The organism is Methylophilus sp. DMC16 (genome assembly GCF_056314045.1).
In genome coordinates, this window is the sequence record NZ_JBQUZC010000002.1 from 160,512 (window position 1) to 187,382 (window position 26,871).

The following is a 26,871-nucleotide window of genomic DNA, read 5'->3' on the forward strand; positions in this document are numbered from 1 at the left end:
GCGGGGCTTAGTTACGGTCCAAATCAATATCAATGGCCAGTGAACGGATTTCTTTCACCAGCACGTTGAATGATTCAGGCATACCCGCATCAATTTTGTGCTCACCTTTGACGATGTTTTCGTACACTTTGGTACGGCCATTCACGTCATCTGATTTCACGGTCAACATCTCTTGCAAGGTGTATGACGCACCATAGGCTTCCAGTGCCCACACTTCCATCTCACCGAAGCGCTGGCCACCGAACTGGGCTTTACCACCCAGCGGCTGCTGTGTCACCAGGCTGTAAGGACCGGTAGAACGTGCGTGCATCTTGTCATCGACCAAGTGGTGCAGTTTCAGCACGTGCATGTAACCGACAGTCACTGGACGCTCGAACGCATCACCGGTACGGCCATCAAACAGTTTGACCTGTGTTTTGCCAGCGTGGAACTGCAGTTTCTTGGTGTGCTCGTCATCATCAGGGAAAGCCAGATCCAGCATGGCTTTAATGTCAGACTCAGCGGCACCGTCAAACACTGGTGTCGCGAACGGCACGCCGTGTTTCAGGTTCTGCGCAAGGTCAATCACTTCCACATCTGTCAGACCAGCAATGTCTTCTTTCTTGCCAGTGCTGCTGTTATAGATCTTGTCCAGGAAGCCTCGGATTTCAGCCACTTTGGCTTCTGCTTGCAGCATATCGCCAATGCGTTTGCCCAAACCTTTGGCAGCCCAACCCAGGTGGGTTTCCAGAATCTGACCGATGTTCATCCGTGAAGGCACGCCCAGCGGGTTCAACACGATATCCAGCGGTGTACCATCAGCCATGTATGGCATGTCTTCGACCGGGCAGATTTTTGAAATCACACCCTTGTTACCGTGACGACCGGCCATCTTGTCACCAGGCTGAATACGGCGTTTCACAGCCAGATAGACTTTGACCATTTTTTGTACACCTGGTGGCAGTTCGTCACCTTGTGTCAGTTTACGCTTCTTCTCTTCGAATTTGTTATCGAATTCGATGCGGGCCTGGCTCAAGCTGTCTTTCAACTGCTCAAGTTGACGGGCAGCCTCTTCATCGCTCAAACGGATGTCAAACCAGTCATAACGACCCACGCTCTCCAGATATTCCTGAGTCAGGGTGTCGCCTTTTTTCAGTTTGTTCGGACCACCTGTGGCCACTTTACCCGCCAACAGACGGCTGATACGGCCAAAAGTATCGTCTTCAACAATACGCATCTGGTCGCCCAGATCTTTCTTGTAGTGAGACAACTGGTCATCAATAATTTGTTGCGCACGGGCATCACGGTCGATACCTTCGCGTGTGAACACTTGCACATCGATCACAGTACCGGTCATGCCAGAAGGCACGCGCAGTGAAGTGTCTTTCACGTCAGACGCTTTTTCACCGAAAATCGCACGCAGCAATTTTTCTTCTGGCGTTAAAGTGGTTTCACCTTTAGGGGTCACTTTACCTACCAGCACGTCACCCGCTTCCACCTCGGCACCAATATAGATAATCCCGGAGTCATCCAGACGGCCCAGCATGCGCTCGGACAGATTGGAAATATCGCGGGTAATCTCTTCAGGTCCCAGTTTGGTATCACGTGCCACCACTGACAGCTCTTCAATGTGGATGGAGGTGTAACGGTCATCAGCCACTACGCGCTCGGAGATCAGAATCGAGTCTTCGTAGTTGTAACCGTTCCAAGGCATAAAGCCAACCAGCATGTTCTGACCCAGCGCCAACTCACCCATATCCGTAGAAGCACCATCCGCCACCACGTCGCCGCGGCTAATGATATCGCCTACTTTAACCAGCGGACGCTGGTTAATATTGGTGTTCTGGTTAGAACGGGTGTACTTGGTCAGGTTGTAGATATCCACACCCACTTCGCCGGCTTGCGCTTCAGCATCGTGGACACGAATCACAATACGGCCTGAGTCGACGTAATCGACCACGCCACCACGACGGGCAGTCACGACAGTCCCGGAGTCCACCGCGACTGTACGCTCAATGCCTGTACCGACTACGGCTTTTTCAGCACGCAGGCAAGGCACCGCTTGACGTTGCATGTTGGCACCCATCAAGGCACGGTTCGCGTCATCGTGTTCCAGGAAAGGAATCAATGAAGCCGCAACAGACACGATCTGGCCTGGTGCCACGTCCATATACTGTACGCGCTCAGGTTGCGTCATGGTAAATTCGTTGTGGAAACGCGCAGAGACCAATTCCTCCTTGAAGCCACCGTCTGTAGACAGTTCGGTGTTAGCCTGTGCGATCACATACTGGCTTTCTTCAATGGCTGACAGGAAATCAATCTTGCCCGACACCTTGTTGCCTTCAACCAGACGATAAGGGGTTTCCAGGAAACCATATTCGTTAGTACGGGCGTACAGCGCCAGTGAGTTGATCAAACCAATGTTTGGACCTTCAGGCGTTTCAATTGGACACACACGGCCATAGTGGGTAGTGTGTACGTCACGCACTTCGAAACCAGCACGTTCACGGGTCAAGCCACCTGGGCCCAAAGCGGAGATACGGCGTTTGTGCGTAATCTCGGACAATGGGTTAGTCTGGTCCATAAACTGCGACAACTGGCTAGAACCGAAAAACTCACGAATCGCACTGGAGACTGGCTTGGCGTTGATCAAGTCATGCGGCATCAGGTTCTCGGACTCAGCCTGTGACAGACGCTCTTTGACGGCACGCTCAACACGGACCAGACCGGCACGGAACTGGTTCTCGGCCAATTCACCCACGGAACGGATACGACGGTTACCCAAGTGGTCAATATCGTCAATCTCGCCACGGCCATTGCGCAGCTCAATCAGCACGCCAATGACAGCGAGGATATCTTCGTTGGATAGCACATTGCTACCTGTATCGCCTTGAGGGCCGACTTTTTCGTAGAAACGACGCATCCAGGTTGCTGAACGGTCTTCCAGCTTGCTTGGATAAGCACGGCGGTTGAATTTCATACGACCCACTACGGACAGGTCATAGCGATCTTCAGAGAAGAACAAACCATTAAACAAGGCCTCTACAGCCTCTTCGGTTGGCGGCTCGCCTGGGCGCATCATGCGGTAAATCGCTACACGTGCACTGTACTGGTCAGGAATCTCATCACTGCGCAATGTTTGCGAAATGAAATTACCATGATCCAAGTCGTTGGTATAAATGGTGTCGATTTCTGAAATCTTTGCCGCGACCAACTTTTCAAGCAATGATGGTGTCACTTCATCATTGGCGTTAGCAATCAGCTCACCGGTTTCAGTATCAATAATGTTTTTGGCAACTGCGCGACCCATCATAAAGTCGGTCGGTACCGCCATGGTGGTTACGCCCGCTTTTTCGATGTCACGGATATGTTTAACGGTGATACGTTTGTCTTTGGCAACCAGCACATTACCGTCTTTGTCAGTAATGTCGAATTTGGCAACTTCACCACGCAGGCGGTCTGCCACCAACTCAAACTCCACGCCTTTCGGGCCGATGTGGAAAGTGTCGGTGTCGTGGAAGGTTTCCAGAATTTGCTCTGGGGTGTAGCCCAATGCCTTCAGCAGGATGGTCACTGGCATCTTGCGGCGACGATCCACACGGAAGTACAGGTAATCTTTAGGGTCAAACTCAAAGTCTAACCAGGAACCACGGTAAGGAATAATCCGTGCAGAGAACAACAACTTACCGGAGCTGTGGGTTTTACCACGATCGTGCTCAAAGAATACGCCAGGGCTGCGGTGCAATTGGGACACAATGACACGCTCGGTACCATTAATCACGAAAGAGCCATTTTCGGTCATGAGAGGCAATTCACCCATGTAGACTTCTTGTTCTTTGACTTCTTTGACAGTTGGTTTGGACGCTTCACGGTCCATAATGGTCAGACGCACCTTGACACGCAGTGGCACGGCGTAAGTCAGTCCACGTTGCTGACATTCTTTCACGTCAAATGGCTCTGCGCCTAATTGGTAGCTCACATAGTCCAGACGGGCATTCTCTGAATGACTCACAATCGGGAAAATGGAACGGAAAGTCGACTCTAGACCTTCGTTTTTACGTTGGTCCGCTGGTACATTTTCCTGCAGGAATGATTTATAGGACTCCAGCTGCATGGCCAGCAGATAAGGTACCTCTTGAACGCTGTCACGCTTGGCAAAGCTTTTGCGAAGGCGTTTCTTTTCGGTAAAGGAATAGCTCATAGCGTCTCCTGAAATTTTTGAGGGTAGAAGACAAAACACTTTTCATCCACTGCAATGTTTTGACATCTAACTTCGCATTTAAAATCAGCCACTTAAATTAGCCGGTTAGCTTATCTATATGTGGCCACAACACACCTTTTACAACACTTCCTCTGACAATTACAGTTTATTTACAATCTGCAACGCCAGAAATGGCGAAGGCCGACGGTCTCCCGTCAGCCCAGCCAGATTCACAATTGTGAATTATTTCATCTCAGCAGTCGCGCCCGCTTCGATCAATTTCTTCACAGCTGCTTCAGCGTCAGCTTTGCTTACGCCTTCTTTAACTGCTTTTGGTGCACCGTCAACCAGGTCTTTAGCTTCTTTCAAGCCCAGGCCAGTCAGTTCACGAACTGCTTTAATCACGCTCACTTTGTTGTCGCCAGCGCCGTTCAAGATCACGTTGAACTCAGTTTGCTCAGCAGCAGCTGGAGCAGCACCACCCGCAGCAGCGCCGCCAGCAGCCACTGCAACCGCAGCAGCAGAAACACCAAACTTCTCTTCGATTTCTTTGATGAATGCAGTCAGTTCCAATACGGTCATGCCACCGATTGCATCTAAGATGTCAGCATTAGAAATTGCCATGATATAAATTTCCTAAAATAATTTGATTAAAAATTAAGCCGCTTGCTTTTCTTTTTCGTCGCGTACTGCTGCAACGGCACGAGCAAACTTGGTTGGGATTTCGTTGAGCATGCCAGCCAGTTTGGACAGCAACTCATCACGGCTCAATGTAGACGCCAACGCTTGCACGCCAGCCACATCAAGACGCTCATTAGGCATTGCACCCGCTTTCAGTACGAACAATTCGTTTTCTTTAGCGAAATTGTTCATGACTTTGGCAGCTGCGACTGGATCGGCAGAAATACCGTAAACCAGCGGCCCAACCATGTCGTCAGCCAATGCTGCAAAAGGTGACCCTTCTACTGCACGACGAACCAAGGTGTTTTTCAACACACGCAGATACACACCTGCATTACGTGCATCAGCACGCAGTTTCGTCATATTGGCAACGCCAATACCACGATACTCAGCAAGTACGATTGCTTGTGCGTTTGCTACTTGCGCAGCAACCTCGGCAACGACTTCTTTTTTCTCTGTAAGATTAAGACTCAAGGTCTGTTCTCCTTCCGTTAATGAAAGCCCGGAAAAAACCCGGGCCACTCACGGCGTCCTTGTGCAGGGCATGGAAATATCCTGTGCTGGGGATCGCCATCTGCGTTGGCTTCAAACTGCTGCAAACAGAGGATCACTCGCCCATTTGCATTCAATTTTCAATTAAGTAATACACCAACGGTCTTTGATGCTCTTGAGTGCTTATTGAAACGACATAAACACTCAAGCCCAAAGTACTTGCCCGATCCATCTGAGGACCGGGACTTGATTCAATAATGCTTAAGCGGCTACCGAAGCTTGGTCAACGCGTACGCCAGGACCCATGGTGCTGGAAATTGACAATTTCTTCAGGTAAACACCCTTAGAGCTGGCTGGCTTGGCTTTGTTCAACGCTTCAACCAGTGCAGACAGGTTGCCTTGCAATTGCTCAACCGTGAATGAAGCACGGCCAATAGTGCAGTGTACGATACCGCCTTTGTCCGTACGGTACTGTACTTGACCGGCTTTAGCGTTTTTAACCGCAGTGGCAGCGTCTGGAGTCACGGTGCCCACTTTTGGGTTTGGCATCAAACCACGTGGACCCAATACTTGACCCAAAGCACCCACGATACGCATCGCATCTGGAGTTGCAATCGCCACATCGAAGTCCAGCATGCCGCCTTTCACTTGCTCAGCCAGATCTTCAAAACCAACGATGTCAGCACCTGCCGCTTTAGCTGCTTCAGCTTGTGCACCTTGAGCAAATACCGCTACGCGTACTGATTTACCAGTACCGTTAGGCAATACAATTGCACCACGCACCAGCTGGTCAGATTTACGTGGGTCAATACCAAGGTTAATCACCGCATCTACAGACTCGTTAAATTTGGCAGTGGCGCCTTCTTTAACCAGGTTCAGGGCATCAGCCACTGGATACAGTTTGTTGCGGTCAATTTTTGCACGCAACGCATCAATTCTTTTCGCCATGTTATACACCCTCCACTTCGATACCCATGCTGCGTGCGCTACCAGCGATGGTACGTACTGCAGCATCCAGGTCAGCAGCCGTCAGGTCAGGCTGTTTTGTTTTAGCAATTTCTTCAGCTTGTGCACGAGTAATCTTGCCAACTTTGTCTGTGTGAGGACGTGCAGACCCTTTTTCCAGCTTGGCTGCTTTTTTGATCAGCACAGTCGCTGGAGGCGTTTTCATCACGAATGTGAAGCTCTTGTCTGCAAACGCAGTGATAACCACTGGGATTGGCAGACCTGGCTCAACACCTTGAGTGGCGGCGTTAAACGCTTTACAGAATTCCATGATGTTCAAACCACGTTGACCCAGTGCTGGACCAACTGGTGGGCTTGGGTTGGCTTTACCTGCAGGGATCTGCAGCTTGATGTAGCCAATGACTTTCTTTGCCATTTTTGACTCCTTAAATGGGTAATAGCGCCTCTAAAGGCTCCCCGTTAAAAAATATCGACGCCCATCAGGCGGTCGACACATTGCACAACTAGACTTCTTTTTCTACTTGTGCGAAATCCAGTTCAACTGGTGTCGCCCGGCCAAAAATGACCACAGAAACACGCAGTTTGTTTTTGTCGTAATTTACTTCTTCAACACTGCCAGAAAAGTCCTTGAACGGGCCATCGACCACGCGCACGCTCTCGCCTTTTTCGAAGGTCATCTTTTGTGTTGGGTTAGACTTGCTGTCATCCATACGACGCAGAATAATCTCAACTTCTTTGTCTTTGATCGGTGTTGGACGCTGTGCTGTCCCACCAATAAATGAAGTCACACGTGGCGTGCTTCTCACCAAATGCCAGCTTTCATCGGTCATTTCCATTTGTACCAGCACATAGCCAGGGTACAAACGGCGCTCAGAAATAGTCTTTTGACCATTCTTGAGTTCAACCACTTCTTCTACCGGGACCAGGATGTCGCCAAATTGGTCTTGTAAATTAGATCTTGCGACGCGCTCTTCCAAACCGGCCTTGACGGATTTCTCCATGCCAGAGAAGGCCTGTACTGCATACCAACGCATAGCCATTAAGCACCCCTACCCATAATCCATTGCACCATATAGGCGAAGCTGATATCTACCAGCGCCAGAAAAGCAGCCATGATCACAACCAACACGACCACAGCCAGTGTTGTTTGCATGGTCTCCTGACGTGTTGGCCACACCACACGCTTAGCTTCCGCAATAGACTCATTGAAAAAAACCAGCGCCTGCTTACCCTGAGGTGCAGTCCATGCGACTGCGACAGACGCAACAATACCTGCCAAAACGGCAAGTATCCTGACAACCATTGCTTTATCTTCAAAAAGATAAAAACCGGCGATCCCTAAAGCTAGTAACAACAGGGATAAAGCCAGTTTGATTTTATCGATCATATACTTAACTTTATGATTAACACCACAGACTATTCCGGGTGTTTGGCAGGCCAAGAGGGTCTCGAACCCCCAACCCTCGGTTTTGGAGACCGATACTCTACCAATTGAGCTATTGGCCTGTACTCTTTAAAGTGAAAGCTGCACGGGTTGTAGTGCAGCTTTCATTCACATCAACAATTACTCGATGATTTTGGCAACAACGCCAGCACCAACGGTACGACCACCTTCACGGATCGCGAAACGCAGACCGTCTTCCATCGCGATAGGTGCGATCAATGCAACAGTGATAGACACGTTATCACCTGGCATCACCATTTCGGTACCTGCTGGCAACTCAACTGCACCTGTCACGTCTGTTGTACGGAAGTAGAACTGTGGACGGTAGCCGTTGAAGAATGGTGTATGACGGCCACCTTCATCTTTACCCAACACGTAGATCTCAGCTGTGAACTTGGTGTGTGGCTTGATAGAACCGGATTTAGCCAGCACTTGACCACGCTCAACTTCTTCACGCTTGGTACCACGCAGCAGTACGCCTACGTTGTCACCTGCTTGACCTTGGTCCAGCAGTTTACGGAACATTTCAACACCAGTACAGGTGGTTTTCAAGGTTGGCTTCAGACCAACGATTTCGATTTCGTCGCCGACTTTAACGATACCACGCTCAACACGGCCTGTAACCACAGTACCACGGCCAGAGATAGAGAATACGTCTTCTACTGGCATCAGGAAGGTACCGTCGATGGCACGCTCTGGGGTTGGGATGTAGCTGTCCAGTGCGTCAGCCAATGCGAAAATCGCTGGTTCGCCGATTTCTGATTGGTCGCCTTCCAGCGCCAATTTTGCAGAACCTTTGATGATTGGGGTGTCGTCACCTGGGAAGTCATACTTGCTCAACAAGTCACGCACTTCCATCTCAACCAATTCCAGCAGTTCAGCATCGTCAACCATGTCTGCTTTGTTCAGGAACACAACGATGTATGGCACACCAACCTGACGGGCCAACAGGATGTGCTCACGGGTTTGTGGCATCGGGCCGTCAGCAGCGGAACATACCAGGATCGCGCCGTCCATCTGCGCAGCACCGGTAATCATGTTTTTAACGTAGTCGGCGTGGCCCGGGCAGTCAACGTGTGCGTAGTGACGAGTGGCTGTTTCGTACTCAACGTGCGCAGTGTTAATGGTAATACCACGGGCTTTTTCTTCTGGTGCCGCGTCAATTTGGTCGTAAGCTTTTGCTTCGCCGCCAAATTTCTTTGTCAACACGGTTGTGATCGCCGCTGTCAATGTTGTCTTACCGTGGTCAACGTGACCAATCGTACCAACGTTCACGTGTGGCTTGGTACGTTCAAATTTGCCTTTTGCCATGATGTTTTTCCTTTATTAGTACTAAATAAAGCCAATAATATTGTTTTCACAAATTATGCGACGCGGATGACAGCACCCTTGCACGCGACTACTTACCAAGCCCCATATGCTTACAGAGCGAATCTGGTGCCCATGGCGGGAATCGGACCCGCGACCTCTCCCTTACCAAGGGAGTGCTCTACCACTGAGCCACATGGGCGTTATGCCTTTTGTTATTGTTGGAGCGGGCGACGAGGTTCGAACTCGCGACATCTTGCTTGGAAGGCAAGTGCTCTACCAACTGAGCTACACCCGCACTATGCAGAACACCCAAGGAAGGTTCTCACCAACCCGCTTTACAGCAACACCTACAGGCAATCATTTTTTGGTGGAGGGGGCTGGATTCGAACCAGCGTACTCAGAGAGAACGGATTTACAGTCCGTCGCCTTTAACCACTCGGCCACCCCTCCAAAAAATCGACCGCGATTATCGCGGTTTATGTCATCAACGTCAATGTCTACTGACATAAATTTGGTGCCGGGTATCGGAATCGAACTGATGACCTTCGCATTACAAGTGCGCTGCTCTACCAACTGAGCTAACCCGGCATTTCAGGAAGGCGCAACTATATCACTTTTTTTGGGATGTGATCTAGTGCTTTTATGAATTTTTTTATTTTTTGTTGAAAAAATTGCATTCAAAATGAAGCATCGGCTAAACACCGAGCACAGCAGCCTTACTTCACTACTTTAAGGTGTGACTTTTTCGCTTGCGCATCCACCGCAGACGCTACCGGGGACACCATTTTTTCAGGCGCTGGCGGCACACCATCCACAACTTCAAAAAACATACCTTGCCCATTCTCCCTGGCAAATACGCCTCCGATCCGGTTTATCGGGACATAAATATGTTGCGCAACGCCATTAAAGCGTGCAGAGAATACAACCGCATCATTATCAATATGCAAATCTTTAACAGCGGTGTAGTTCACATTCAGCACAATCTCGCCATTTTTGACATAAGCCATCGGCACACGCGTCTGCGCATCCACTTTGACCAGCAAATGCGGCGTCAGATTATTATCCAGACACCATTCATGTATGGCGCGAATCAAATAAGCCGTGGTCGGAATCAATGTACTCATGTTGGACTTCCTTAAAAAAACAGCGCGAATATGGATTCGCGCTGTTTATGCATGACTGATGTTATTTACGCATCGCCTTTTCAGAGGGCGTCATAGCCTCTGCATACATTGGGCGCGAGAACAAACGCTCGGCATACTTGAGCAATGGCGAAGCCTGGTTTGGCAACTCAATGCCATAATGCCCTAAACGCCATAACAATGGCGTGATCGCCACATCCAGCATGGAGTACTCGTCGCCCATCAGGTAGTTTTGCTTGCCAAAAATCGGCACCAACTGCGTCAGGTTATCGCGAATGACCTTGCGTGCACGATCCGCGGTTTCCTGATTATCAGATTCAACATCCTTGATATGACTGAACAAGTCTTTTTCAAAGTTATACAAGAACAGTCTTGCACGTGCGCGCATGACCGGGTCAGCTGGCATAAGCTGAGGATGCGGAAAACGCTCATCGATATACTCATTGATGATATTGGCTTCTGACAAGACCAGGTCACGCTCGACCAACACCGGCACTTCACCATACGGATTCAAAATGGCCAGATCTTCAGTTTTATTGGTCAAGTCCACATCAATGACTTCAAAGTCCATGCCCTTCTCGAACAGCACGATACGGCAACGGTGACTGTAAGGATCAACGGTACCCGAATACAATCTCATCATAATTTATTTTCCCTATAAAAAAAGACACCAAGGCCTCACGCCTTGGTGTCAGACTTGGTTGGCAATTAGCGAATATCTTTCCAGTATTCGGCTTTGATTTTTTTCACCAAGAAGAACAATCCTGACAGGAACAGCAACACTGCCACCCCAATCCACAAACGGGATTGTTTGGCTGGCTCTGCCATAAATGCGAGGAAGTTAGTCAGATCACCGACAAACTGGTCATACTCTTGCGGATTGAGCTTACCGGCTTTGTCCAGTTTAAGGGCGTGTGTTTCGTGATCGAGCACTTGCACGCCTTGCAACTCATATAGCACATGCGGCATGGCTACCTTGTCAAACACCAGGTTATTCCAGCCAGTGGGACGTGACTCATCCTTGTAAAAGCTGCGCAGATAGGCATACACCCAATCCGCACCACGCGCACGCACTTCAACGCTCAAATCAGGCGGTGCAGCACCAAACCATTTTTTCGCATCTTTAGGATTCATGCTAATGCGCATGGTTTCGCCCACCTTCTCACCGGCAAACAACAGATTGTCTTTAATCTCTTTGTCGGTCAGGCCAATGTCCTGCAAGCGGTTGTAACGCATGTAGTTGGCGCTGTGGCAATTCAGACAGTAATTTACAAAGATCTTGGCACCACGCTGCAATGACGCTTTATCCGTCATCTTGATTGGCGCCTTGACATCAATATGCACCTCATTTGCAAACGCCATCACTGACGCCAAGAGGGCCAGACCTGCAAAGGCCTGCAAAAACAATTTTTTCATCATTAGTATGTCACCCTTTCTGGCACAGGCTTGGTTTGATCTTTTTTGGTATACCAAGGCATCAAGACAAAGAATGCAAAGTACACCACTGAACAAATACGAGCCAACACAGTCGCGCGGTCTGCACGACCCATCCATGGTCCAAATTGACCCCAGACATCACCTGGCACGGTTCCCAGATAACCCAGGATCACGAAGCTGATCACAAAAGCAGCCAACCAGCGTTTGTACAACTTGCCACGGTAACGAATAGACTTCACCGGACTCTTGTCCAACCACGGCAAGAACGCAAAGGCCACGACTGACAAGCCCATGGCTACCACACCAGGGAATTGCGAGATACCGATAGGCGGCACTGCACGCAAAATGGAGTAGTAAGGCGTGAAATACCAGACTGGCGCAATATGCGGCGGTGTTTTCAAAGGATCTGCCGGAATAAAGTTATTCGCTTCGAGGAAGTAACCACCCATTTCAGGCATAAAGAACACAATCGCAAAAAACACCATCAGGAAGACAACTACACCCACCAGATCTTTCACAGAGTAGTAAGGGTGAAATGGAATGCCATCCAATGGAATACCGGTTGCCTTGTCTTTATAGGCCTTGATTTCAACGCCATCAGGGTTGTTAGAGCCCACTTCATGCAAAGCCACGATATGCACAGCAACCAGCCCCAGCAACACCAGCGGTAAGGCGATCACGTGGAAAGCAAAGAAACGGTTCAGGGTAGCATCGGAAACCAGATAGTCACCACGCAACCACTCAGACAAGTCAGGACCAATAAACGGCACAGTTGAGAACAGGTTCACAATCACCTGCGCACCCCAGTAAGACATTTGACCCCATGGCAGCAGGTAGCCAAAGAACGCTTCGCCCATCAGCACCAGGAAAATGCCCACACCAAACAACCAGATCAACTCACGCGGCGTGCGATAAGATCCGTAAATCAGGCCACGGAACATATGCAAATAGACCACCACAAAGAACATGGAGGCGCCGGTCGAGTGCATGTAACGGATAATGTTGCCGCCAAATACGTCCCGCATGATGTATTCCACCGAAGCAAAGGCCAACTCGGCATCCGGCTTGTAGTTCATGGTCAGAAAAATACCGGTGACAATTTGCAGCACCAGCACCAGCAAAGCCAATGATCCGAAGAAATACCAGAAGTTGAAATTTTTCGGTGCGTAATACTCGGTAAGGTGTCCCTTGATGGTACTGGTCAGCGGGAATCTGGCATCAAACCAGCCCAGTAAACCAGTGGCAGTTGTTTTTTTAGTCGTTGCCATGATAGTTAAGCCTCCGCCTTTTTGTCATCGCCAATCAGCAAGGTCGTGTCAGTCAGATATTGATGCGGCGGCACCAGCAGATTTTTTGGTGCCGGAGAGCCTTTGAACACACGGCCAGCCAAGTCAAATTTAGAGCCGTGGCAAGGACAGACAAAACCACCATCCCAGTCTGCTGTCATTGCAAAGTTGTCGTTTGGTGAACAACCCAGATGCGTACAGGTCCCCAACATGACCCCGAACTCTGGCTTGATAGAACGATCCTTGTTTTTACAATACTCAGGCTGTTGCGGCACCTCCAGATTCGGATCCGACAACTGGTCATCATGCTTGACCAACTTATCCAGCATTTCTGGCGTACGACGCACGATCCACACCGGTTGACCACGCCATTCAGCCGTCATTTTCTCGCCCGGCTTCAACTTGCTGATATCCACCTCGACAGGTGCGCCCGCCGCTTTGGCACGTTCACTTGGCAGCATGCTACCAACAAACGGTACCGCTACCGCAGCAACCCCAACAGCCCCGGTGGCGGCAGTCGCTTTCACCAAAAAATCGCGTTTTTGCAAATCCACCTCAGATGGCTGGCAAAACGACAAACAGTTGTTGTCAATTTTGTTTTCTGACATTGGCTTCCTTAATCTACCCTTTTGAGGTAACAGTGAGTATAAAACTTGAGTCGCGATTATACATTTTTCGCAGAAACAAGCCAAATTTATTTCAATAAGTCATTGATATTAATCAATTAAACAGGGTTACCCAACTCAACATAAACATGCTCCAAGCCATGCGTTTGTGCAAGCCACTGCCCAAGCGCCTGGACGCCATAACGCTCAGTGGCATGATGCCCGGCACTGAGGTAAGCCGTGCCTGATTCGCAGACGGTATGCCAGGTTTGCTCGGAGACTTCACCACTGATAAACAGGTCCATGCCAGCAGTGACCGCCTGTTGAATATAAGATTGGGCAGCGCCAGTACACCAGGAGACAGTGTGTACTAACTTATCAGGGGCCCCAAGCACTTGTGGCTGCCGCCCCAATCGTTGGGCAACATGCTCTGCCACCTGCGCCAGCGACATCGGTTGCGGCAAGGTGGTCACAGGCAGCATATTCTTATCATCGAGATAGCGTGTCACCGGCCAGCCGAACACCTGTCCCAGTTGCACATTGTTTCCCACCTGCGGATGTGCATCCAGCGGCAGGTGATACGCCAGCAGGCTGATATCATGTGTGAGCAAGCGCTTGAGGCGCTGACGCTTGAGCCCAGTCACCTCTGCTGGCTCGCCACGCCAGAAATAGCCATGATGCACTAGAATCGCATCCGCATTGGCGGCAATGGCCGCCTCAATCAGCGCCTGACTGGCAGTCACGCCACTGATAATGCGCCGCACTTGGGGCCGCCCCTCCACCTGCAAGCCGTTGGGGCAATAGTCCTGGAATTTGCTTACTTGCAAAAAATTAGCCAATTCACTAACAAGAAGATTCAATTCCATCTCTGAGTCTCATATACTAGTCGTTGTTAAAGACATTCACTTATTGCACATTTCTCTTTTGGCATCTATGCGACATCTCTGGTCTATCTTCTCACAAGCAGTCACCGTTTGTCTGGGCATTTTGTTTGTCTTAAAACTTTTTTATCCCACCCTGCTCACGCAACCCGTGAACAAAACCCTGGTGATCAAGGAAACGGCCGCCACTAGCCAGGCCATGGTCGCGAAGTCCGGCTACCGCAATGCCGTGAGCAAGGCCATGCCCTCAGTGGTGAATATTTTCACCACTGCCCGCATGAGCCAAGATCCACACCGCGCATTGAAGAATGACCCATTGTTTCGTCATTTTTTCGGTGATGAAATTGAAGAAGAGGATGAACAACCTGAAAACAGCCTCGGTAGCGGCGTGATTGTCAGTGCCGATGGCCTGATCCTGACCAATAACCATGTGATTAGCTCAGCCGATCAAATTGAAGTTGCGCTTAGCGATGGCAGCAAGTCCTCAGCCACAGTGGTCGGTACCGATCCCGAGACCGACCTGGCCGTGCTCAAAATAGACCGCAAACAACTCCCTGCCATCACATTCAGCAATAGTGACCAGATGAAGGTAGGGGATGTCGTCCTGGCGATTGGCAACCCGTTTGGCGTTGGACAAACCGTGACCCAAGGCATTATTAGCGCACTGGGACGCAACCATCTGGGCATCAATACATTTGAGAACTTTATTCAAACCGATGCCTCCATTAACCCTGGCAACTCCGGTGGCGCGCTGATCGACGTCAACGGCAACCTGATAGGCATCAATAGTGCCATTTATTCCCGCAATGGCGGCAGCATGGGGATAGGCTTTGCTATTCCGGTCAGCATCGCCAAACAGGTCATGGAACAAATTACTTTTAATGGGTCGGTGACGCGTGGCTGGATAGGCATAGAAGCGCAAGACATTACGCCAGAACTCGCGGAATCCTTTAACCTCAAGAACGTCAATGGCTCCTTGATTGCTGGTGTGTTGTTAGACAGTCCGGCTGATCGCGCCGGCTTGCGTCCTGGCGACATCCTCATTGCCATCGACAACAAACCTGTGTCTGACAGCCAGGCAATGCTAAATATAATCGCCATGCTCAAGCCACGTGACAAGGCAACATTGGCAATCTTGCGCGCAGGCAAGAAAATGGAGATCAGTCTGATCGTAGGTAAGCGCCCACTACCAAGCAAAGTAGCGCAATAAATAGAAAATGGAATTAAGTCGGCGTAGCACTGTCCGCTGGCGATTGCGGTAACCAGCGTACCACCAGCAGGCCCAGTTCATAGAGTAACCACAACGGGATGGCCAGCATGCATTGGGAGACAATGTCCGGGGGCGTAAAAATGGCGCCCAACACAAAAGCGCCTACGATTACATAAGAGCGCGCCTCCTTGAGTTGCGCCAAAGTCACCCACCCCATCAATGATAACAATATGACGGCGATGGGCACTTCAAACGCAAAACCAAACGCCAGAAACATGCCGATGACAAAGTCCAGATACTCAGCAATATCGGTCATCACCGCGACACCTGCTGGTGCGCTACCCACCAGAAAGCCAAACACAACCGGGAACACGGCAAAATAGGCAAAGGCCATGCCCATAAAGAATAACCCGATGGCCGCTGCAAGCAGGGGCCGAATCAATCGTTTTTCATGTGCGTATAACCCCGGTGCGATAAATGCCCAGCACTGATAAATCATCCATGGCAACGCGATTAAAAAAGCTGCCATCATGGTCACTTTCATCGGCACGAAGAAGGGCGTGGTGACTGCTGTCGCTATCATTTGCGCCCCTTGCGGCAACTTTGCCAGCAAGGGTGCCGCCAGCAAATGATAAATGCGATCAGCAAACGGAAATAAAGCCACAAAAATGACCAGCCAACCCGCAACCGCACGCAACAAACGGTTACGCAGCTCAATCAGGTGGGAAATAAAACTTTCAGTAGGCGTCATAATTTATAAAGCGCGATCAAACAACAAACGCTTAGAGGATGGGTTCATTCGGTGGCGTATCGTTTGCCGTCTTCGCCGCCTGCCGTGCGCGGCGCTGTCTCGGCTTTGCCGCAGGGGCTTCTGCAAATAACTCGGCTTGTGGCGCTGGCGCAGATTCAGAAACCACCAATGCGCTAGGCACTGCTGCTTCAGCAGGCTGCTCATCGTTCACCGGTGATGACTTGCGTTGACGTGGTTTGCGTGACGGTTTAACCGGCTCAACAACCTTCTCTGGCTGGACACTGGTTTCGGCGATCGAATTCTCAGGCAAAATATGCTGTGCCGCATCGTCATATACCGACTGCAAGCCCGATTTTACTTCGTCTTGCAGTTGTTGCAACTCGGCAAACCTGGCTTCACGATTAACCTCATCTTTTACCTGGCTGACAAAGCGTTGCATGCGCCCAAAAAAAGCGCCCGCAGTGCGGGCGACTTTAGGCAGTTTTTCCGGCCCGATCACCACCAAGGCAACCAGCGCAATCACCAGTAATTCTGAAAACGAAATATCAAACACAATCGGTCAGTACTCACTTACTTTTGTCAGAAATCTCATCAGGCTTAGAACCTTCTTTGCCGTCATTCATTGCTTTTTTAAACTCATTGACCGCGCCACCTACATCACCGCCAATATTACGCAGCTTTTTGGTACCAAACACCAGCACCACGATCAGTAACACGATCAGCCAATGCCATAAACTGAATGAACCCATTGCAATCTCCTTAACGCGTCAACTTTTAAGCGGCAGGCCCGCCACCAAAGACATGCAGATGGATATGGAACACTTCCTGGCCACCCTCACGCCCGACATTCATCACTGTTTTATAGCCAACCAACCCTTGCTCAGCAGCCAGCTTGGCACCCAGCAACATCATTTTACCAAGGAGCGCCTGATGCTCAGCAGTACATTCTTTAAGCGTTTCAATATGTGCTTTGGGGACAATCAGAAAATGCACCCGCGCCAGTGGCCGAATATCATGAAATGCGATGACCTCGTCATCTTCATACAGCAATTTCGCCGGAATAGTGCCAGCAACAATTTTACAAAAAATGCAGTCTGCACTCATTCTTTTCTGCTCGCTTTCTCAACGATGCCCGACAGCCCTTCACGCCGCGCAAGCTCATTAAGCACATCCTGCGCCTGCAAGCCGGCATGACTTAACATCACCAGGGTATGAAACCATAAATCGGCGGTTTCATAAATCAGCTCTTCCTTGTTGCCGCCTTTGGCCGCAATCACTGTTTCCGTCGCTTCTTCACCCACTTTTTTGAGGATGCTGTCCATGCCTTTGGCATAGAGTTTGGCGACATAGGAGCTGGCCGGATCGGCACTTTTACGCGCTTCCAGCAACTCAGACAAGCGGCTTAATACGTCATCACTCATGGTAAATCGCTTTCGGATCTTTGAGCACAGGCTCTACAGTCACCCAGGTATCGCCCTGTAATTGCTGAAAGAAACAGTTATGCCTACCTGTGTGACAGGCGATGCCACCCAATTGTTCGACCGTGATCAGCACGACATCATTATCGCAATCGAGACGAATGTCGTGCACGATTTGCGTGTGCCCAGACTCTTCACCTTTATGCCACAGTTTGTTGCGCGAGCGCGAATAGTAAACCGCATGACCAGAGTCCCTAGTCAATTGCAAGGCTTCGCGGTTCATCCAGGCAAACATGAGAATTTTACCTGTGTCTTTTTCCTGGGCGATGACCGGCACCAAGCCTTCTGCCGTCCAGGCCACTTGCTCCAGCCAGCTCATCGCACTTCTATCCCATGTTCACGCATATAGTCTTTCGCTTGCTGCACAGTGAATTCACCATAGTGAAAAATACTGGCAGCCAGAACAGCGTCGGCGCCACCAACGGTGACACCCTCCACCAGATGTTGTAGATTCCCCACGCCGCCGGAAGCAATCAATGGCACATCCACTGCTTCGCTGATCGCTTTGTTGAGCGGGTTATTAAATCCGATTTTGGTCCCATCGCGGTCCATGCTGGTGACCAGCAACTCACCGGCCCCCAGACTCACCATCTTTTGCGCCCATTTGACGGCATCGAGACCGGTCGGATTACGCCCGCCATGGGTGAACACTTCCCACTCAAACGGCTGGTTATCCACTTTTTTGGCATCAATCGCAACCACTATACATTGCGAACCAAAACGACCGGCAGCATCTTCAACCACTTGCGGATTAACCACGGCAGTGGTGTTGATGCTTACTTTATCGGCCCCCGCATTCAGCAGCCGACGCACATCTTCAACCTTGCGCACGCCGCCACCGACGGTTAACGGGATAAAGATCTGCTCGGCCACACGCTCAATAATGTGCAGAATCAAGTCACGATTGTCTGAGCTGGCGGTAATATCCAGAAACGTCAGTTCGTCCGCGCCCTGGTCGTTGTAGCGCTGTGCGATTTCCACCGGATCGCCTGCATCGCGCAATTCCAGAAAGTTCACGCCTTTGACGACACGACCGTCAGTCACATCCAGGCAAGGAATAATGCGTTTGGCGCAGCCCATTTTTATTGACCACTCAGCTGGTCAGCTAATGCTTGCGCAGCAGAAAAGTCCAGTGTACCTTCATAAATGGCGCGGCCGGTAATGGCACCCATGATGCCTTCATCCTGCACGGCGCACAAGTTGCGCACATCATCCAGATTGGTCACCCCGCCACTGGCGATCACCGGAATCGTTAATGCCTGCGCCAATGCTACAGTCGCTTCAATATTCACGCCGGTCAACATGCCATCCCGGCCGATATCCGTGTAGACAATACTTTCCACACCGTAATCTTCAAATTTCTTCGCCAGGTCAATCACGTCATGCCCCGTCAACTTGGACCAGCCATCCACGGCTACTTTGCCGTCTTTGGCATCCAGCCCCACCATGATCTGGCCTGGGAAAGCGTAGCAGGCCTCATGCAGAAAACCCGGATTCTTCACAGCGGCGGTCCCAATAATGACATAGCTGATACCATCATCCAGATAGCGCTCTATCGTATCCAGATCACGGATGCCACCGCCCAATTGAATAGGGATATCCCCACCTATTGCAGCCACAATAGACTTGATCGCACCTTCATTGACAGGCTTGCCCGCAAAGGCCCCATTCAAGTCCACCAGGTGTAAACGCTTACCGCCTTTATCTGCCCAATGTCTGGCCATCGCTGCAGGATTTTCGGAAAATACGGTGGACTCTTCCATCAGTCCCTGCTTCAAACGCACGCAGTGGCCATCTTTTAAATCAATTGCTGGAATGATTAACATGTTGTTTTCAGTAGATAAATAACGAGTAGTGACTAAAACGACTGTAGCCCGTCTTAGGGCTTCCAGTTTACAAAATTACGTAAAAGTTGCAAGCCTGCACTGGCGCTCTTTTCCGGGTGAAACTGCACGGCAAATACATTGTCACGTGCAATCGCGCCGGTAAAATCAAATGGATAGGCGGTGGTCGCAGCGGTCAATGCCGTCTCATCCGGGACCACATAGTAGCTATGCACGTAGTAAAAACGGGCCTGGTCAGGAATCTCCTGCCACAAGGCATGCGGCTGAGTCTGATGTACCTGGCTCCAGCCCATGTGCGGGACCTTGAGCTTTTCACCATGCACATCCACCATTTTTGCCTGAGGAAAGCGCTTGACCTCGCCGGCATACACGCCTAGCCCAGGCACATTGCCTTCTTCAGAATGCTGAAACAACATTTGCAAACCAATACATATGCCGAGGAAAGGCTTTTGCTGTGTTGCATCCATCACTGCCTGACGCAAACTGCGCGCATCCAATTCACGAATGCAATCCGGCATGGCGCCCTGCCCCGGAAACACTACCCGCTCCGCCTGGGCAATTTGCGCAGGATCGCTGGTGACTGCAACCGTGGTATCAGGCGCTACCGCTTTGAAAGCATTGGCAACTGAACGGAGGTTTCCCATGCCATAATCAACAATGGCGACTTGCAAACGATTCATCATAAACAATCGGGCTATAACGCACCTTTGGTTGATGGCATCAAGCCGGCCATGCGAGGATCCTGGGTGGCCGCCATACGCAAGGCACGGCCAAACGCTTTAAAAATCGTTTCCGCCTGGTGATGAGCGTTTTGGCCTTTGAGATTATCAATGTGCAGCGTGACCAGTGCATGATTGACAAAGCCCTGGAAAAATTCGTGAATCAGATCTACATCAAACTCACCGATCATGGCACGCGTAAAGGTGCAATCAAACGCCAAGCCCGGACGACCGGACAAGTCCAGCGCCACACGGCTCAAGGCTTCATCCAGCGGGACATAGCTATGCCCGTAGCGCGTCAAGCCTTTTTTGTCGCCCAACGCTTTGCTGAATGCCTGACCCAAGGTAATCCCGATATCTTCAACCGTATGGTGGGCATCAATATGCAAATCCCCCTTGGCATGCACTTTCAAATCTATCATGCCATGACGGGCGATTTGATCTAGCATGTGATCCAAAAAGCCCAGCCCACTGTCCAGTTCAGACTGCCCTGTACCATCGAGATTAATCGACACAGTAATTTGGGTTTCTAGCGTATTACGCGTAACTTCGGCTTGACGTGACATATGAGAGAGGAAGGTGATCACTGAGAGTTTGCAAGTATTACACGCATTTTACAGCAAGTCTTGGCAGACAGGCAAAACCAGTTGTGAAAAACAAAAAAGCAGCCCAATGGACTGCTTTTTTGAATCGTGCATTTATCAGAAATAAAAGCGGATTATTTTGCTTCTTCAGTCGCTGGTGCAGCTTCTGCAGCAGGCGCTTCAGCGGCTGGAGCAGCTTCTTCAGCAGCAGGTGCTTCGGCAGCAGGCGCCTCAGCAGCTGGGGCAGCCTCTTCAGCAGCTGGTGCTTCTGCAGCAGGCGCAGCTTCTTCAGATTTTTTACCCAACAAAGAGAATACCAATACTGCAGCAACTGCAGCAATAATCCATGGCAGCAACTTGTTACCACCTTTAGCAGCACCAGCACCTGCACCGTGTGCAATTTTGGTGATTTCTGTTGCAGCAGCAGCAGGATCAGCAGCACCGTAGATCGCTGCACCAGCAACGACGATATCAGCACCAGCGTCAACCACTTGTTTAGTCGTTGCAGCTTTTACACCACCAGCCACAGACACTTTAGCGCCTGTTTTCAGACCGGACACCAAGCCCAAGTCAGCGAATGGAGTTTGACCAGCCGCTTGTTGGTCCAAGCCAGTGTGCACGCCGATGATGTGTGCACCCAACTTAACAACTTCCAGCGTACGGGCTTTTTTGTCTTTTACGTTGATCAGGTCGATTTGCGCTTCTTTGCCATATTTGTTGGCAGCATCAATCACGCCTTTGATGGTACCGATGTCAGCAGTGCCCAAAACGGTACAAATGTCAGCACCTGCTTTGTAGAATGGCTCAGCTTCGTAGAAGCCAGCATCCATGGTTTTCAGGTCAACCAAAATTTTGTTGTTAGGGAATTTTGCACGCAGTGCTTTCAACAGTTCGATACCGTTGTGCTTGATGCAAGGGGTACCGATTTCCAAGATATCAACGTGTGGCGCCACTTTAGCTGCTAAAGCGATCGTCGCGTCAAAATCCAATGAGTCCAATGCCATCTGGGTTTGTGCCATTTTTCTTCCTCCGAGTTTGCTCTATTTTCAATCCAATGAATCTATGCGCAGCAATCATGCAAACGCAACCGTCACTGCACATTATGTACAATAGGGTGCATCATAACCGGATTTGCCACACAATGACAATATTCGCTGGATATTTTTATGTGCGATTACAATCAATTAACCGCGATTAGCCCGTAATTTAGTACAAATCCCGCGCTTTTGACGACATCAGGCTTGCACAAGCGCACGTATTGCCTGCATCAAGGCCTGATTTTGCGACTCGTTGCCGATGGTAATCCGTAAAAAATCGGAAATTCTAGCTGGTTTTTTGAAATGGCGGACGATCACGGCGCGTTCACGCAGCCCTGCGGCCAACTGCTCACCCACATACGCCGGGTGACGGGTAAAAATAAAGTTTGCCCCGGAAGGCAACACTTCAAATCCCAACGCTTCTAGTGCACTGACCAGGCTGGTACGCGACGTGATGACCTGTTGACGCGTTTGCTGAAAGTAAGCTTCATCCTGCAATGCCGCAATGGCACCCGCCTCGGCAAAACGATCAATCGGATATGAGTTAAAGCTGTCCTTGACCCGGATTAATGCCTCAATCAACGCGGCATTGCCCAACGCATAGCCCACGCGCAAGCCTGCTAACGAACGTGATTTCGAATAGGTATGCGTCACCAGCAGATTTGGGTAACGATGAATCAGTGCGACCGCGGACTCGGTGCCAAAGTCAACATAGGCCTCATCGACCACCACCACAGATTGCGTATTGTGGGCCAGCAAGCGCTCAATTTCGCTTAATGGCAGCGGAATGCCGGTTGGCGCGTTGGGGTTAGGGAAAATAATCCCGCCATTGGGGCGCAAATAATCGCCTATCGCCACTTCAAACTGCGCATTGAGCGCAACGGTTTCAAAGTGGATGCCGTACAAGCCGCAGTAGACCGGATAGAAACTGTAACTAATATCAGGAAACAACAAAGGCAAGTCGTGCTTGAGCAAGGCCTGAAACACGTGCGCTAACACCTCATCGGAACCGTTGCCGACAAACACCTGATTGGCTTGCAGCCCATGATATTCAGCCAACGCCGCCTTGAGGCGACTGGAATCCGGATCGGGATACAGGCGCAAACTGTCTGCAGCTTCTGCCTGCAAGGCAGCAATCACCTTGGGGCTGGGACCATAAGGATTTTCATTGGTATTAAGCTTGACCAGATTTTGCAACTTGGGCTGTTCGCCCGGCACATAAGGGGTCAACTCATGAACAATCTTGCTCCAATATTGACTCATGGCTGCCTCTTATTTCAAGCGATACTCAGCACTACGCGCGTGCGCCTGCAGGCCTTCGCCATACGCCAACGTCGCAGCAATCTTGCCCAGCGTTTGCGCCCCCGCAGACGACACCATAATCAGGCTGGAACGCTTCTGGAAATCGTAGACCCCCAACGGCGAACTGAATCGGGCGGTACGTGAAGTCGGCAGCACATGGTTGGGGCCGGCGCAATAATCGCCCAGCGCCTCACAGGTGTCACGCCCCATAAAGATCGCCCCGGCATGCTTGATCTGCTTACTAAAGGCCAAGGCATCGTCCATGGATAACTCCAGGTGTTCTGGCGCGATGTAGTTGCAAATATCGGCGGCCTCAGCCAGGTCCTTTACTTGTATCAGTGCACCCCGGTTTTGCAGCGAGGTACGAATAATCTCCTGGCGCGGCATGTCGACCACCTGACGGGCAATACTGGCCTCCACCTGATCCAGAAATTCTGCGTTTGGCGACAGCAATATCGCCTGTGCCAACTCGTCATGCTCCGCCTGACTGAACAGATCCATGGCTGTCCAGTCTGGATTGCTCTTGCCATCGCTGATGACCAGAATCTCAGAAGGGCCTGCCACCATATCAATGCCGACGACCCCGAACACCCGACGCTTGGCCGCAGCCACATAGGCATTGCCTGGCCCGACAATCTTGTCTACCTGTGGCACGGTTTCAGTGCCATATGCTAGCGCCCCCACGGCTTGTGCACCGCCAATACAGAACACGCGATCAACGCCACAGACCGCTGCCGCAGCCAGTACCAATGAATTTTTCTCGCCATTCGGCGTAGGCACAACCATCACCAACTCTTGCACGCCGGCCACCTTGGCAGGGATCGCATTCATCAGCACAGAAGAGGGATAAGCCGCCTTACCGCCAGGCACATACAAGCCCACGCGATCCAGCGCCGTCACCTGTTGACCAAGCAAGGTGCCATCAGCCTCGGTATATTGCCAGGACTGCATGACCTGCTTTTCGTGATAGCTACGCACCCGGTCAGCTGCTGCCTGCAAAGCCTCGCGCTGTGCCGCCGGCAGGCTGGTTAAGGCCGCTTGCAACTCCGCTTGAGGAATTTCCAATGCAGCCAGACTGGAGGCATTGGTTTTATCAAAGCGGTTGGTATATTCAAGCACAGCCGCATCACCGCGCGCCTTCACATCCTTGAGAATGTTGGCGACCACCAGGTCTATGCTGTCATCTTGCGCGGTCTCAAAAGCCAGCAATGCCTTCAATTCGGCATCAAAGCCATGATCCTGTGTATTTAAGCGTTTAATCTTCATCATTTTCTAAACATTAATCTTTGCGGACAGCGCCCGCAAAGCTATCAATAATCGGCTGCAACAAAGGCCGATTCACTTTGTAAGAAGCCTGATTGACCACCAGCCGCGAACTGATAGCACCAATCTCCTCTACTGCTTTGAGCTTGTTGGCGCGTAAAGTTCCACCCGTGCTGACCAAATCCACAATCGCATCGGCCAATCCAACCAACGGGCCCAATTCCATCGAGCCATAAAGCTTGATCAAATCCACATGCATGCCTTTGGCGGCAAAATGCTCGCGTGCGGTTTTCACATACTTAGTCACCACCTTGAGGCGCGCGCCCTGACGGATGCTGGCTTCATAATCGAAGTCATCACGCACCGCCACCATCATTTTGCAGCGCGCAATATTCAAGTCCAGCGGTTGATACAGGCCTTCTCCACCATGCTCATCCAGGACATCCTTACCGGCAATACCAATATCTGCTGCACCATATTGCACATAGGTAGGCACATCGGTCGCACGGACAATCACCAACCGGACATCCTCACGGTTGGTCGGCAAAATCAGCTTGCGGGAAGACTCGGGGTCTTCTAATGCCTGAATCCCTGCTGCGGCCAACAAGGGCGTGGTTTCCTCAAAAATACGCCCCTTGCTGAGTGCGATAGTAATCATGATTAGTTCGATCTGCGCACTTTGGCGCCCAGTTGATTCAATTTTTCTTCGAGTTTTTCGTAGCCGCGATCCAGATGGTAAATCCGATCTATCACGGTTTCCCCCTCAGCGACCAGGCCAGCCAGAACCAAGCCGGCAGACGCACGCAAATCGGTGGCCATCACATTTGCGCCTTCCAGTACGGAGACACCTTTCACCAAGGCAGTATTGCCCTGCACATCAATATTGGCGCCCATGCGCTGCAACTCTTGCACATGCATAAAGCGGTTTTCAAAAATGGTTTCAATCACCGTAGATACGCCCTCTGCCACCGTATTCATGGCCATGAACTGCGCCTGCATATCAGTAGGAAACGCAGGATGCGGCGCCGTACGCACATTGACGGCTTTGAGTTTGCCATCACTTTTGACCGTAATACTGTTTGCGTCATGACTGATCTGGGCACCGGCTTCACGCAGTTTTTCGATCACCGCTTCGAGCAAATCAGGACGTGCGTTTTTCAAGGTTACTTCACCACCGGTCATGGCAGCGGCTACCATATAGGTGCCGGCTTCAATACGATCACACACAATATGATGCTGTGCGCCAAGCAAACGCTCCACCCCTTCGATGGTAATCGTGTCTGTGCCAGCGCCTTTAATGTTGGCACCCATTTTATTCAGACACTCGGCCAGATCAACCACCTCAGGTTCTTTGGCGGCGTTTTCCAGCACTGTCGTGCCCTGCGCCAGCGCAGCGGCCATCATGAGGTTTTCTGTGCCGGTGACAGTGACCAGATCCATATAATACTTAGCGCCTTGCAGGCGACGGTTAGGCAAGTGCAAGGTGCTGGCCTGGATGTAACCGTGCGTGATATGCATGGCAGCACCCATGGCTTGCAGGCCTTTGATATGCAAATCGACCGGACGCGAACCAATGGCGCATCCGCCGGGCAAAGACACGCGGGCAGTGCCAAAACGGGCCAGTAATGGCCCCAGTACCAGAATCGAGGCACGCATGGTTTTTACCATGTCATAGGTGGCTTCAAACGAGGCGACATCGCTGGCATCCAGTATGACCTGATCCGCCTGTTTGCTGACCTTGACGCCCATGGTGTCCAGCAGCTTCAGCGTAGACGCCACATCACGTAACTCAGGCACCCCCGTGAGCGTAAAAGGCGTTTCCGCCAGCAAGCCAGCGCACAAAATTGGCAACGCGGCATTCTTAGCGCCAGACACGACGACTTCGCCGTGCAAAGGCACGCCACCTTCAATAATCAGTTTATCCAAAATTACGCTTTCGCCAACAGTTCTTGCAATTCACCACTCTGGTACATACTGCGCATAATGTCGGCACCACCGATAAACTCCCCGCCTACATACAGTTGCGGAATAGTCGGCCAGTTAGCAAATTGTTTGATGCCTTCACGCACCTCCATGTCTTGCAACACGTCTACCGCAACAAACTCAGCACCACAGGCGTTGAGGATTTGCGCAGCCACGCTTGAAAAACCGCATTGCGGAAACTTGGGGCTACCTTTCATATACAGCACCACCTTGTTGCTGGTCACTGTCTCTTTGATTTTTGCTTGTACATCCATGATTCATCACTCCATCGTGTT

At 50.8% G+C, this 26,871-nt stretch carries 31 protein-coding genes and 5 tRNA genes; 1 reads left to right on the forward strand and 35 read right to left on the reverse strand.

Annotated elements, in window-relative coordinates:
• Window positions 1-7 precede the first annotated feature (7 nt).
• The 19 genes from rpoB to ACT53D_RS09015 form a co-directional block, all read right to left on the reverse strand.
• Window positions 8-4,180, reverse strand: coding sequence for a DNA-directed RNA polymerase subunit beta (gene rpoB, locus ACT53D_RS08925; protein ID WP_379077977.1), 4,173 nt, complete (start codon window positions 4,178-4,180; stop codon window positions 8-10).
• Window positions 4,181-4,423: 243 nt separating this feature from the next.
• Entirely contained in the window at window positions 4,424-4,804 is a 381-nt protein-coding gene (gene rplL / locus ACT53D_RS08930; protein ID WP_049637759.1) for a 50S ribosomal protein L7/L12, read from the reverse strand.
• A 33-nt stretch (window positions 4,805-4,837) separates the two neighbouring features.
• Window positions 4,838-5,335 carry a 50S ribosomal protein L10 gene (rplJ, locus tag ACT53D_RS08935; protein ID WP_476155743.1) on the reverse strand — a complete coding sequence of 166 codons (498 nt, stop codon included), beginning with the start codon at window positions 5,333-5,335 and terminating at the stop codon, window positions 4,838-4,840.
• Between the two features lie 279 nt (window positions 5,336-5,614).
• A complete protein-coding gene (rplA, locus tag ACT53D_RS08940) occupies window positions 5,615-6,301 on the reverse strand; it encodes a 50S ribosomal protein L1 (RefSeq protein ID WP_476155745.1) in 687 nt (228 codons plus the stop codon).
• 1 nt (window position 6,302) lies between these two features.
• The gene (gene rplK / locus ACT53D_RS08945; protein ID WP_018987686.1) at window positions 6,303-6,734 is read right to left on the reverse strand and encodes a 50S ribosomal protein L11; all 432 of its coding nucleotides are present in this window, start codon (window positions 6,732-6,734) and stop codon (window positions 6,303-6,305) included.
• A gap of 88 nt (window positions 6,735-6,822) precedes the next feature.
• A complete protein-coding gene (nusG, locus tag ACT53D_RS08950) occupies window positions 6,823-7,359 on the reverse strand; it encodes a transcription termination/antitermination protein NusG (protein WP_476155746.1) in 537 nt (178 codons plus the stop codon).
• Window positions 7,359-7,706, reverse strand: a complete 348-nt coding sequence (gene secE / locus ACT53D_RS08955) for a preprotein translocase subunit SecE (protein ID WP_476155747.1) — start codon at window positions 7,704-7,706, stop codon at window positions 7,359-7,361. The genes nusG and secE overlap by 1 nt, the downstream gene beginning before the upstream one ends.
• Window positions 7,707-7,749: 43 nt before the next feature.
• Window positions 7,750-7,825: transfer RNA gene (locus tag ACT53D_RS08960), tRNA-Trp, on the reverse strand.
• Window positions 7,826-7,883: 58 nt separating this feature from the next.
• The gene (gene tuf, locus ACT53D_RS08965) at window positions 7,884-9,074 is read right to left on the reverse strand and encodes an elongation factor Tu (RefSeq protein WP_476155748.1); all 1,191 of its coding nucleotides are present in this window, start codon (window positions 9,072-9,074) and stop codon (window positions 7,884-7,886) included.
• A 124-nt stretch (window positions 9,075-9,198) separates the two neighbouring features.
• Window positions 9,199-9,273: transfer RNA gene (locus ACT53D_RS08970), tRNA-Thr, on the reverse strand.
• A gap of 20 nt (window positions 9,274-9,293) precedes the next feature.
• Window positions 9,294-9,369, reverse strand: a tRNA-Gly gene (locus ACT53D_RS08975).
• 70 nt (window positions 9,370-9,439) lie between these two features.
• Window positions 9,440-9,524 (reverse strand) — tRNA-Tyr (locus ACT53D_RS08980).
• Window positions 9,525-9,586: 62 nt separating this feature from the next.
• A tRNA-Thr gene (locus tag ACT53D_RS08985) sits at window positions 9,587-9,662 on the reverse strand.
• A gap of 128 nt (window positions 9,663-9,790) precedes the next feature.
• Window positions 9,791-10,198 carry a ClpXP protease specificity-enhancing factor gene (locus tag ACT53D_RS08990; protein ID WP_194748745.1) on the reverse strand — a complete coding sequence of 136 codons (408 nt, stop codon included), beginning with the start codon at window positions 10,196-10,198 and terminating at the stop codon, window positions 9,791-9,793.
• Between the two features lie 61 nt (window positions 10,199-10,259).
• Entirely contained in the window at window positions 10,260-10,859 is a 600-nt protein-coding gene (locus tag ACT53D_RS08995; protein ID WP_194748746.1) for a glutathione S-transferase N-terminal domain-containing protein, read from the reverse strand.
• 65 nt (window positions 10,860-10,924) lie between these two features.
• Complete coding sequence (locus ACT53D_RS09000; protein ID WP_313985429.1) at window positions 10,925-11,635, reverse strand: cytochrome c1; 711 nt, start codon at window positions 11,633-11,635, stop codon at window positions 10,925-10,927.
• Window positions 11,635-12,921, reverse strand: a complete 1,287-nt coding sequence (locus tag ACT53D_RS09005) for a cytochrome b (RefSeq protein ID WP_275357632.1) — start codon at window positions 12,919-12,921, stop codon at window positions 11,635-11,637. Before ACT53D_RS09005 ends, ACT53D_RS09000 begins: the two co-directional genes overlap by 1 nt.
• Before the next feature lie 5 nt (window positions 12,922-12,926).
• Window positions 12,927-13,547 (reverse strand): ubiquinol-cytochrome c reductase iron-sulfur subunit, encoded by a 621-nt coding sequence (gene petA / locus ACT53D_RS09010; RefSeq protein WP_194748749.1) that lies wholly within the window; start codon window positions 13,545-13,547, stop codon window positions 12,927-12,929.
• A 116-nt stretch (window positions 13,548-13,663) separates the two neighbouring features.
• Complete coding sequence (locus ACT53D_RS09015; protein ID WP_379074595.1) at window positions 13,664-14,410, reverse strand: Nif3-like dinuclear metal center hexameric protein; 747 nt, start codon at window positions 14,408-14,410, stop codon at window positions 13,664-13,666.
• Window positions 14,411-14,477: 67 nt separating this feature from the next.
• Here ACT53D_RS09015 and ACT53D_RS09020 point away from each other — a divergent pair, with 67 nt between their 5' ends.
• On the forward strand, window positions 14,478-15,635 hold the full coding sequence (locus tag ACT53D_RS09020) for a S1C family serine protease (protein ID WP_194748751.1): 1,158 nt from the start codon (window positions 14,478-14,480) through the stop codon (window positions 15,633-15,635).
• A gap of 13 nt (window positions 15,636-15,648) precedes the next feature.
• Here the strand turns inward: ACT53D_RS09020 and tatC are convergent, their stop codons facing one another.
• The 16 genes from tatC to grxD form a co-directional block, all read right to left on the reverse strand.
• Complete coding sequence (gene tatC / locus ACT53D_RS09025) at window positions 15,649-16,386, reverse strand: twin-arginine translocase subunit TatC (RefSeq protein WP_194748752.1); 738 nt, start codon at window positions 16,384-16,386, stop codon at window positions 15,649-15,651.
• Window positions 16,387-16,417: 31 nt separating this feature from the next.
• On the reverse strand, window positions 16,418-16,939 hold the full coding sequence (gene tatB, locus ACT53D_RS09030) for a Sec-independent protein translocase protein TatB (protein ID WP_194748753.1): 522 nt from the start codon (window positions 16,937-16,939) through the stop codon (window positions 16,418-16,420).
• A 13-nt stretch (window positions 16,940-16,952) separates the two neighbouring features.
• Window positions 16,953-17,135, reverse strand: a complete 183-nt coding sequence (gene tatA / locus ACT53D_RS09035) for a Sec-independent protein translocase subunit TatA (RefSeq protein WP_194748754.1) — start codon at window positions 17,133-17,135, stop codon at window positions 16,953-16,955.
• 25 nt (window positions 17,136-17,160) lie between these two features.
• Window positions 17,161-17,490: a histidine triad nucleotide-binding protein gene (locus ACT53D_RS09040; RefSeq protein WP_194748755.1), complete on the reverse strand. Its 330-nt coding sequence runs from the start codon at window positions 17,488-17,490 to the stop codon at window positions 17,161-17,163.
• Window positions 17,487-17,807: a phosphoribosyl-ATP diphosphatase gene (locus tag ACT53D_RS09045; protein WP_194748756.1), complete on the reverse strand. Its 321-nt coding sequence runs from the start codon at window positions 17,805-17,807 to the stop codon at window positions 17,487-17,489. The genes ACT53D_RS09040 and ACT53D_RS09045 overlap by 4 nt, the downstream gene beginning before the upstream one ends.
• On the reverse strand, window positions 17,800-18,183 hold the full coding sequence (gene hisI, locus ACT53D_RS09050) for a phosphoribosyl-AMP cyclohydrolase (RefSeq protein ID WP_194748757.1): 384 nt from the start codon (window positions 18,181-18,183) through the stop codon (window positions 17,800-17,802). The genes ACT53D_RS09045 and hisI overlap by 8 nt, the downstream gene beginning before the upstream one ends.
• On the reverse strand, window positions 18,180-18,944 hold the full coding sequence (hisF, locus tag ACT53D_RS09055; RefSeq protein ID WP_338655434.1) for an imidazole glycerol phosphate synthase subunit HisF: 765 nt from the start codon (window positions 18,942-18,944) through the stop codon (window positions 18,180-18,182). Before hisF ends, hisI begins: the two co-directional genes overlap by 4 nt.
• A 2-nt stretch (window positions 18,945-18,946) precedes the next feature.
• Window positions 18,947-19,690: a 1-(5-phosphoribosyl)-5-[(5-phosphoribosylamino)methylideneamino]imidazole-4-carboxamide isomerase gene (hisA, locus tag ACT53D_RS09060; RefSeq protein ID WP_379074587.1), complete on the reverse strand. Its 744-nt coding sequence runs from the start codon at window positions 19,688-19,690 to the stop codon at window positions 18,947-18,949.
• Between the two features lie 53 nt (window positions 19,691-19,743).
• Complete coding sequence (hisH, locus tag ACT53D_RS09065; protein ID WP_338657607.1) at window positions 19,744-20,388, reverse strand: imidazole glycerol phosphate synthase subunit HisH; 645 nt, start codon at window positions 20,386-20,388, stop codon at window positions 19,744-19,746.
• A 14-nt stretch (window positions 20,389-20,402) separates the two neighbouring features.
• Window positions 20,403-20,993 carry an imidazoleglycerol-phosphate dehydratase HisB gene (gene hisB, locus ACT53D_RS09070; protein ID WP_194748760.1) on the reverse strand — a complete coding sequence of 197 codons (591 nt, stop codon included), beginning with the start codon at window positions 20,991-20,993 and terminating at the stop codon, window positions 20,403-20,405.
• A gap of 152 nt (window positions 20,994-21,145) precedes the next feature.
• Window positions 21,146-22,030, reverse strand: coding sequence for a 3-hexulose-6-phosphate synthase (gene hxlA / locus ACT53D_RS09075; protein WP_194748761.1), 885 nt, complete (start codon window positions 22,028-22,030; stop codon window positions 21,146-21,148).
• A 216-nt stretch (window positions 22,031-22,246) separates the two neighbouring features.
• Complete coding sequence (gene hisC / locus ACT53D_RS09080) at window positions 22,247-23,311, reverse strand: histidinol-phosphate transaminase (protein WP_379074582.1); 1,065 nt, start codon at window positions 23,309-23,311, stop codon at window positions 22,247-22,249.
• Window positions 23,312-23,320: 9 nt separating this feature from the next.
• On the reverse strand, window positions 23,321-24,616 hold the full coding sequence (hisD, locus tag ACT53D_RS09085; protein ID WP_476156276.1) for a histidinol dehydrogenase: 1,296 nt from the start codon (window positions 24,614-24,616) through the stop codon (window positions 23,321-23,323).
• Between the two features lie 13 nt (window positions 24,617-24,629).
• Window positions 24,630-25,271, reverse strand: a complete 642-nt coding sequence (gene hisG / locus ACT53D_RS09090; RefSeq protein ID WP_275357652.1) for an ATP phosphoribosyltransferase — start codon at window positions 25,269-25,271, stop codon at window positions 24,630-24,632.
• Between the two features lie 2 nt (window positions 25,272-25,273).
• Complete coding sequence (murA, locus tag ACT53D_RS09095) at window positions 25,274-26,539, reverse strand: UDP-N-acetylglucosamine 1-carboxyvinyltransferase (RefSeq protein ID WP_275357654.1); 1,266 nt, start codon at window positions 26,537-26,539, stop codon at window positions 25,274-25,276.
• Window positions 26,540-26,541: 2 nt separating this feature from the next.
• Window positions 26,542-26,850, reverse strand: a complete 309-nt coding sequence (grxD, locus tag ACT53D_RS09100) for a Grx4 family monothiol glutaredoxin (RefSeq protein ID WP_194748765.1) — start codon at window positions 26,848-26,850, stop codon at window positions 26,542-26,544.
• Window positions 26,851-26,871: the final 21 nt, after the last annotated feature.

Bases quoted from the DNA above. Each gene is read 5' to 3' on its own strand.
- rpoB (WP_379077977.1), bottom strand. From the start codon at position 4,180: ATGAGCTATTCCTTTACCGAAAAGAAACGCCTTCGCAAAAGCTTTGCC.
- rplL (WP_049637759.1), bottom strand. From the start codon at position 4,804: ATGGCAATTTCTAATGCTGACATCTTAGATGCAATCGGTGGCATGACC.
- rplA (WP_476155745.1), bottom strand. From the start codon at position 6,301: ATGGCGAAAAGAATTGATGCGTTGCGTGCAAAAATTGACCGCAACAAA.
- rplK (WP_018987686.1), bottom strand. From the start codon at position 6,734: ATGGCAAAGAAAGTCATTGGCTACATCAAGCTGCAGATCCCTGCAGGT.
- nusG (WP_476155746.1), bottom strand. From the start codon at position 7,359: ATGGCTATGCGTTGGTATGCAGTACAGGCCTTCTCTGGCATGGAGAAA.
- secE (WP_476155747.1), bottom strand. From the start codon at position 7,706: ATGATCGATAAAATCAAACTGGCTTTATCCCTGTTGTTACTAGCTTTA.
- tuf (WP_476155748.1), bottom strand. From the start codon at position 9,074: ATGGCAAAAGGCAAATTTGAACGTACCAAGCCACACGTGAACGTTGGT.
- ACT53D_RS08990 (WP_194748745.1), bottom strand. From the start codon at position 10,198: ATGAGTACATTGATTCCGACCACGGCTTATTTGATTCGCGCCATACAT.
- ACT53D_RS08995 (WP_194748746.1), bottom strand. From the start codon at position 10,859: ATGATGAGATTGTATTCGGGTACCGTTGATCCTTACAGTCACCGTTGC.
- ACT53D_RS09000 (WP_313985429.1), bottom strand. From the start codon at position 11,635: ATGATGAAAAAATTGTTTTTGCAGGCCTTTGCAGGTCTGGCCCTCTTG.
- ACT53D_RS09005 (WP_275357632.1), bottom strand. From the start codon at position 12,921: ATGGCAACGACTAAAAAAACAACTGCCACTGGTTTACTGGGCTGGTTT.
- petA (WP_194748749.1), bottom strand. From the start codon at position 13,547: ATGTCAGAAAACAAAATTGACAACAACTGTTTGTCGTTTTGCCAGCCA.
- ACT53D_RS09015 (WP_379074595.1), bottom strand. From the start codon at position 14,410: ATGGAATTGAATCTTCTTGTTAGTGAATTGGCTAATTTTTTGCAAGTA.
- ACT53D_RS09020 (WP_194748751.1), top strand. From the start codon at position 14,478: ATGCGACATCTCTGGTCTATCTTCTCACAAGCAGTCACCGTTTGTCTG.
- tatC (WP_194748752.1), bottom strand. From the start codon at position 16,386: ATGACGCCTACTGAAAGTTTTATTTCCCACCTGATTGAGCTGCGTAAC.
- tatA (WP_194748754.1), bottom strand. From the start codon at position 17,135: ATGGGTTCATTCAGTTTATGGCATTGGCTGATCGTGTTACTGATCGTG.
- ACT53D_RS09040 (WP_194748755.1), bottom strand. From the start codon at position 17,490: ATGAGTGCAGACTGCATTTTTTGTAAAATTGTTGCTGGCACTATTCCG.
- ACT53D_RS09045 (WP_194748756.1), bottom strand. From the start codon at position 17,807: ATGAGTGATGACGTATTAAGCCGCTTGTCTGAGTTGCTGGAAGCGCGT.
- hisI (WP_194748757.1), bottom strand. From the start codon at position 18,183: ATGAGCTGGCTGGAGCAAGTGGCCTGGACGGCAGAAGGCTTGGTGCCG.
- hisF (WP_338655434.1), bottom strand. From the start codon at position 18,944: ATGGGCTGCGCCAAACGCATTATTCCTTGCCTGGATGTGACTGACGGT.
- hisA (WP_379074587.1), bottom strand. From the start codon at position 19,690: ATGTTAATCATTCCAGCAATTGATTTAAAAGATGGCCACTGCGTGCGT.
- hisH (WP_338657607.1), bottom strand. From the start codon at position 20,388: ATGAATCGTTTGCAAGTCGCCATTGTTGATTATGGCATGGGAAACCTC.
- hisB (WP_194748760.1), bottom strand. From the start codon at position 20,993: ATGTCACGTCAAGCCGAAGTTACGCGTAATACGCTAGAAACCCAAATT.
- hxlA (WP_194748761.1), bottom strand. From the start codon at position 22,030: ATGGCACAAACCCAGATGGCATTGGACTCATTGGATTTTGACGCGACG.
- hisC (WP_379074582.1), bottom strand. From the start codon at position 23,311: ATGAGTCAATATTGGAGCAAGATTGTTCATGAGTTGACCCCTTATGTG.
- hisD (WP_476156276.1), bottom strand. From the start codon at position 24,616: ATGAAGATTAAACGCTTAAATACACAGGATCATGGCTTTGATGCCGAA.
- hisG (WP_275357652.1), bottom strand. From the start codon at position 25,271: ATGATTACTATCGCACTCAGCAAGGGGCGTATTTTTGAGGAAACCACG.
- grxD (WP_194748765.1), bottom strand. From the start codon at position 26,850: ATGGATGTACAAGCAAAAATCAAAGAGACAGTGACCAGCAACAAGGTG.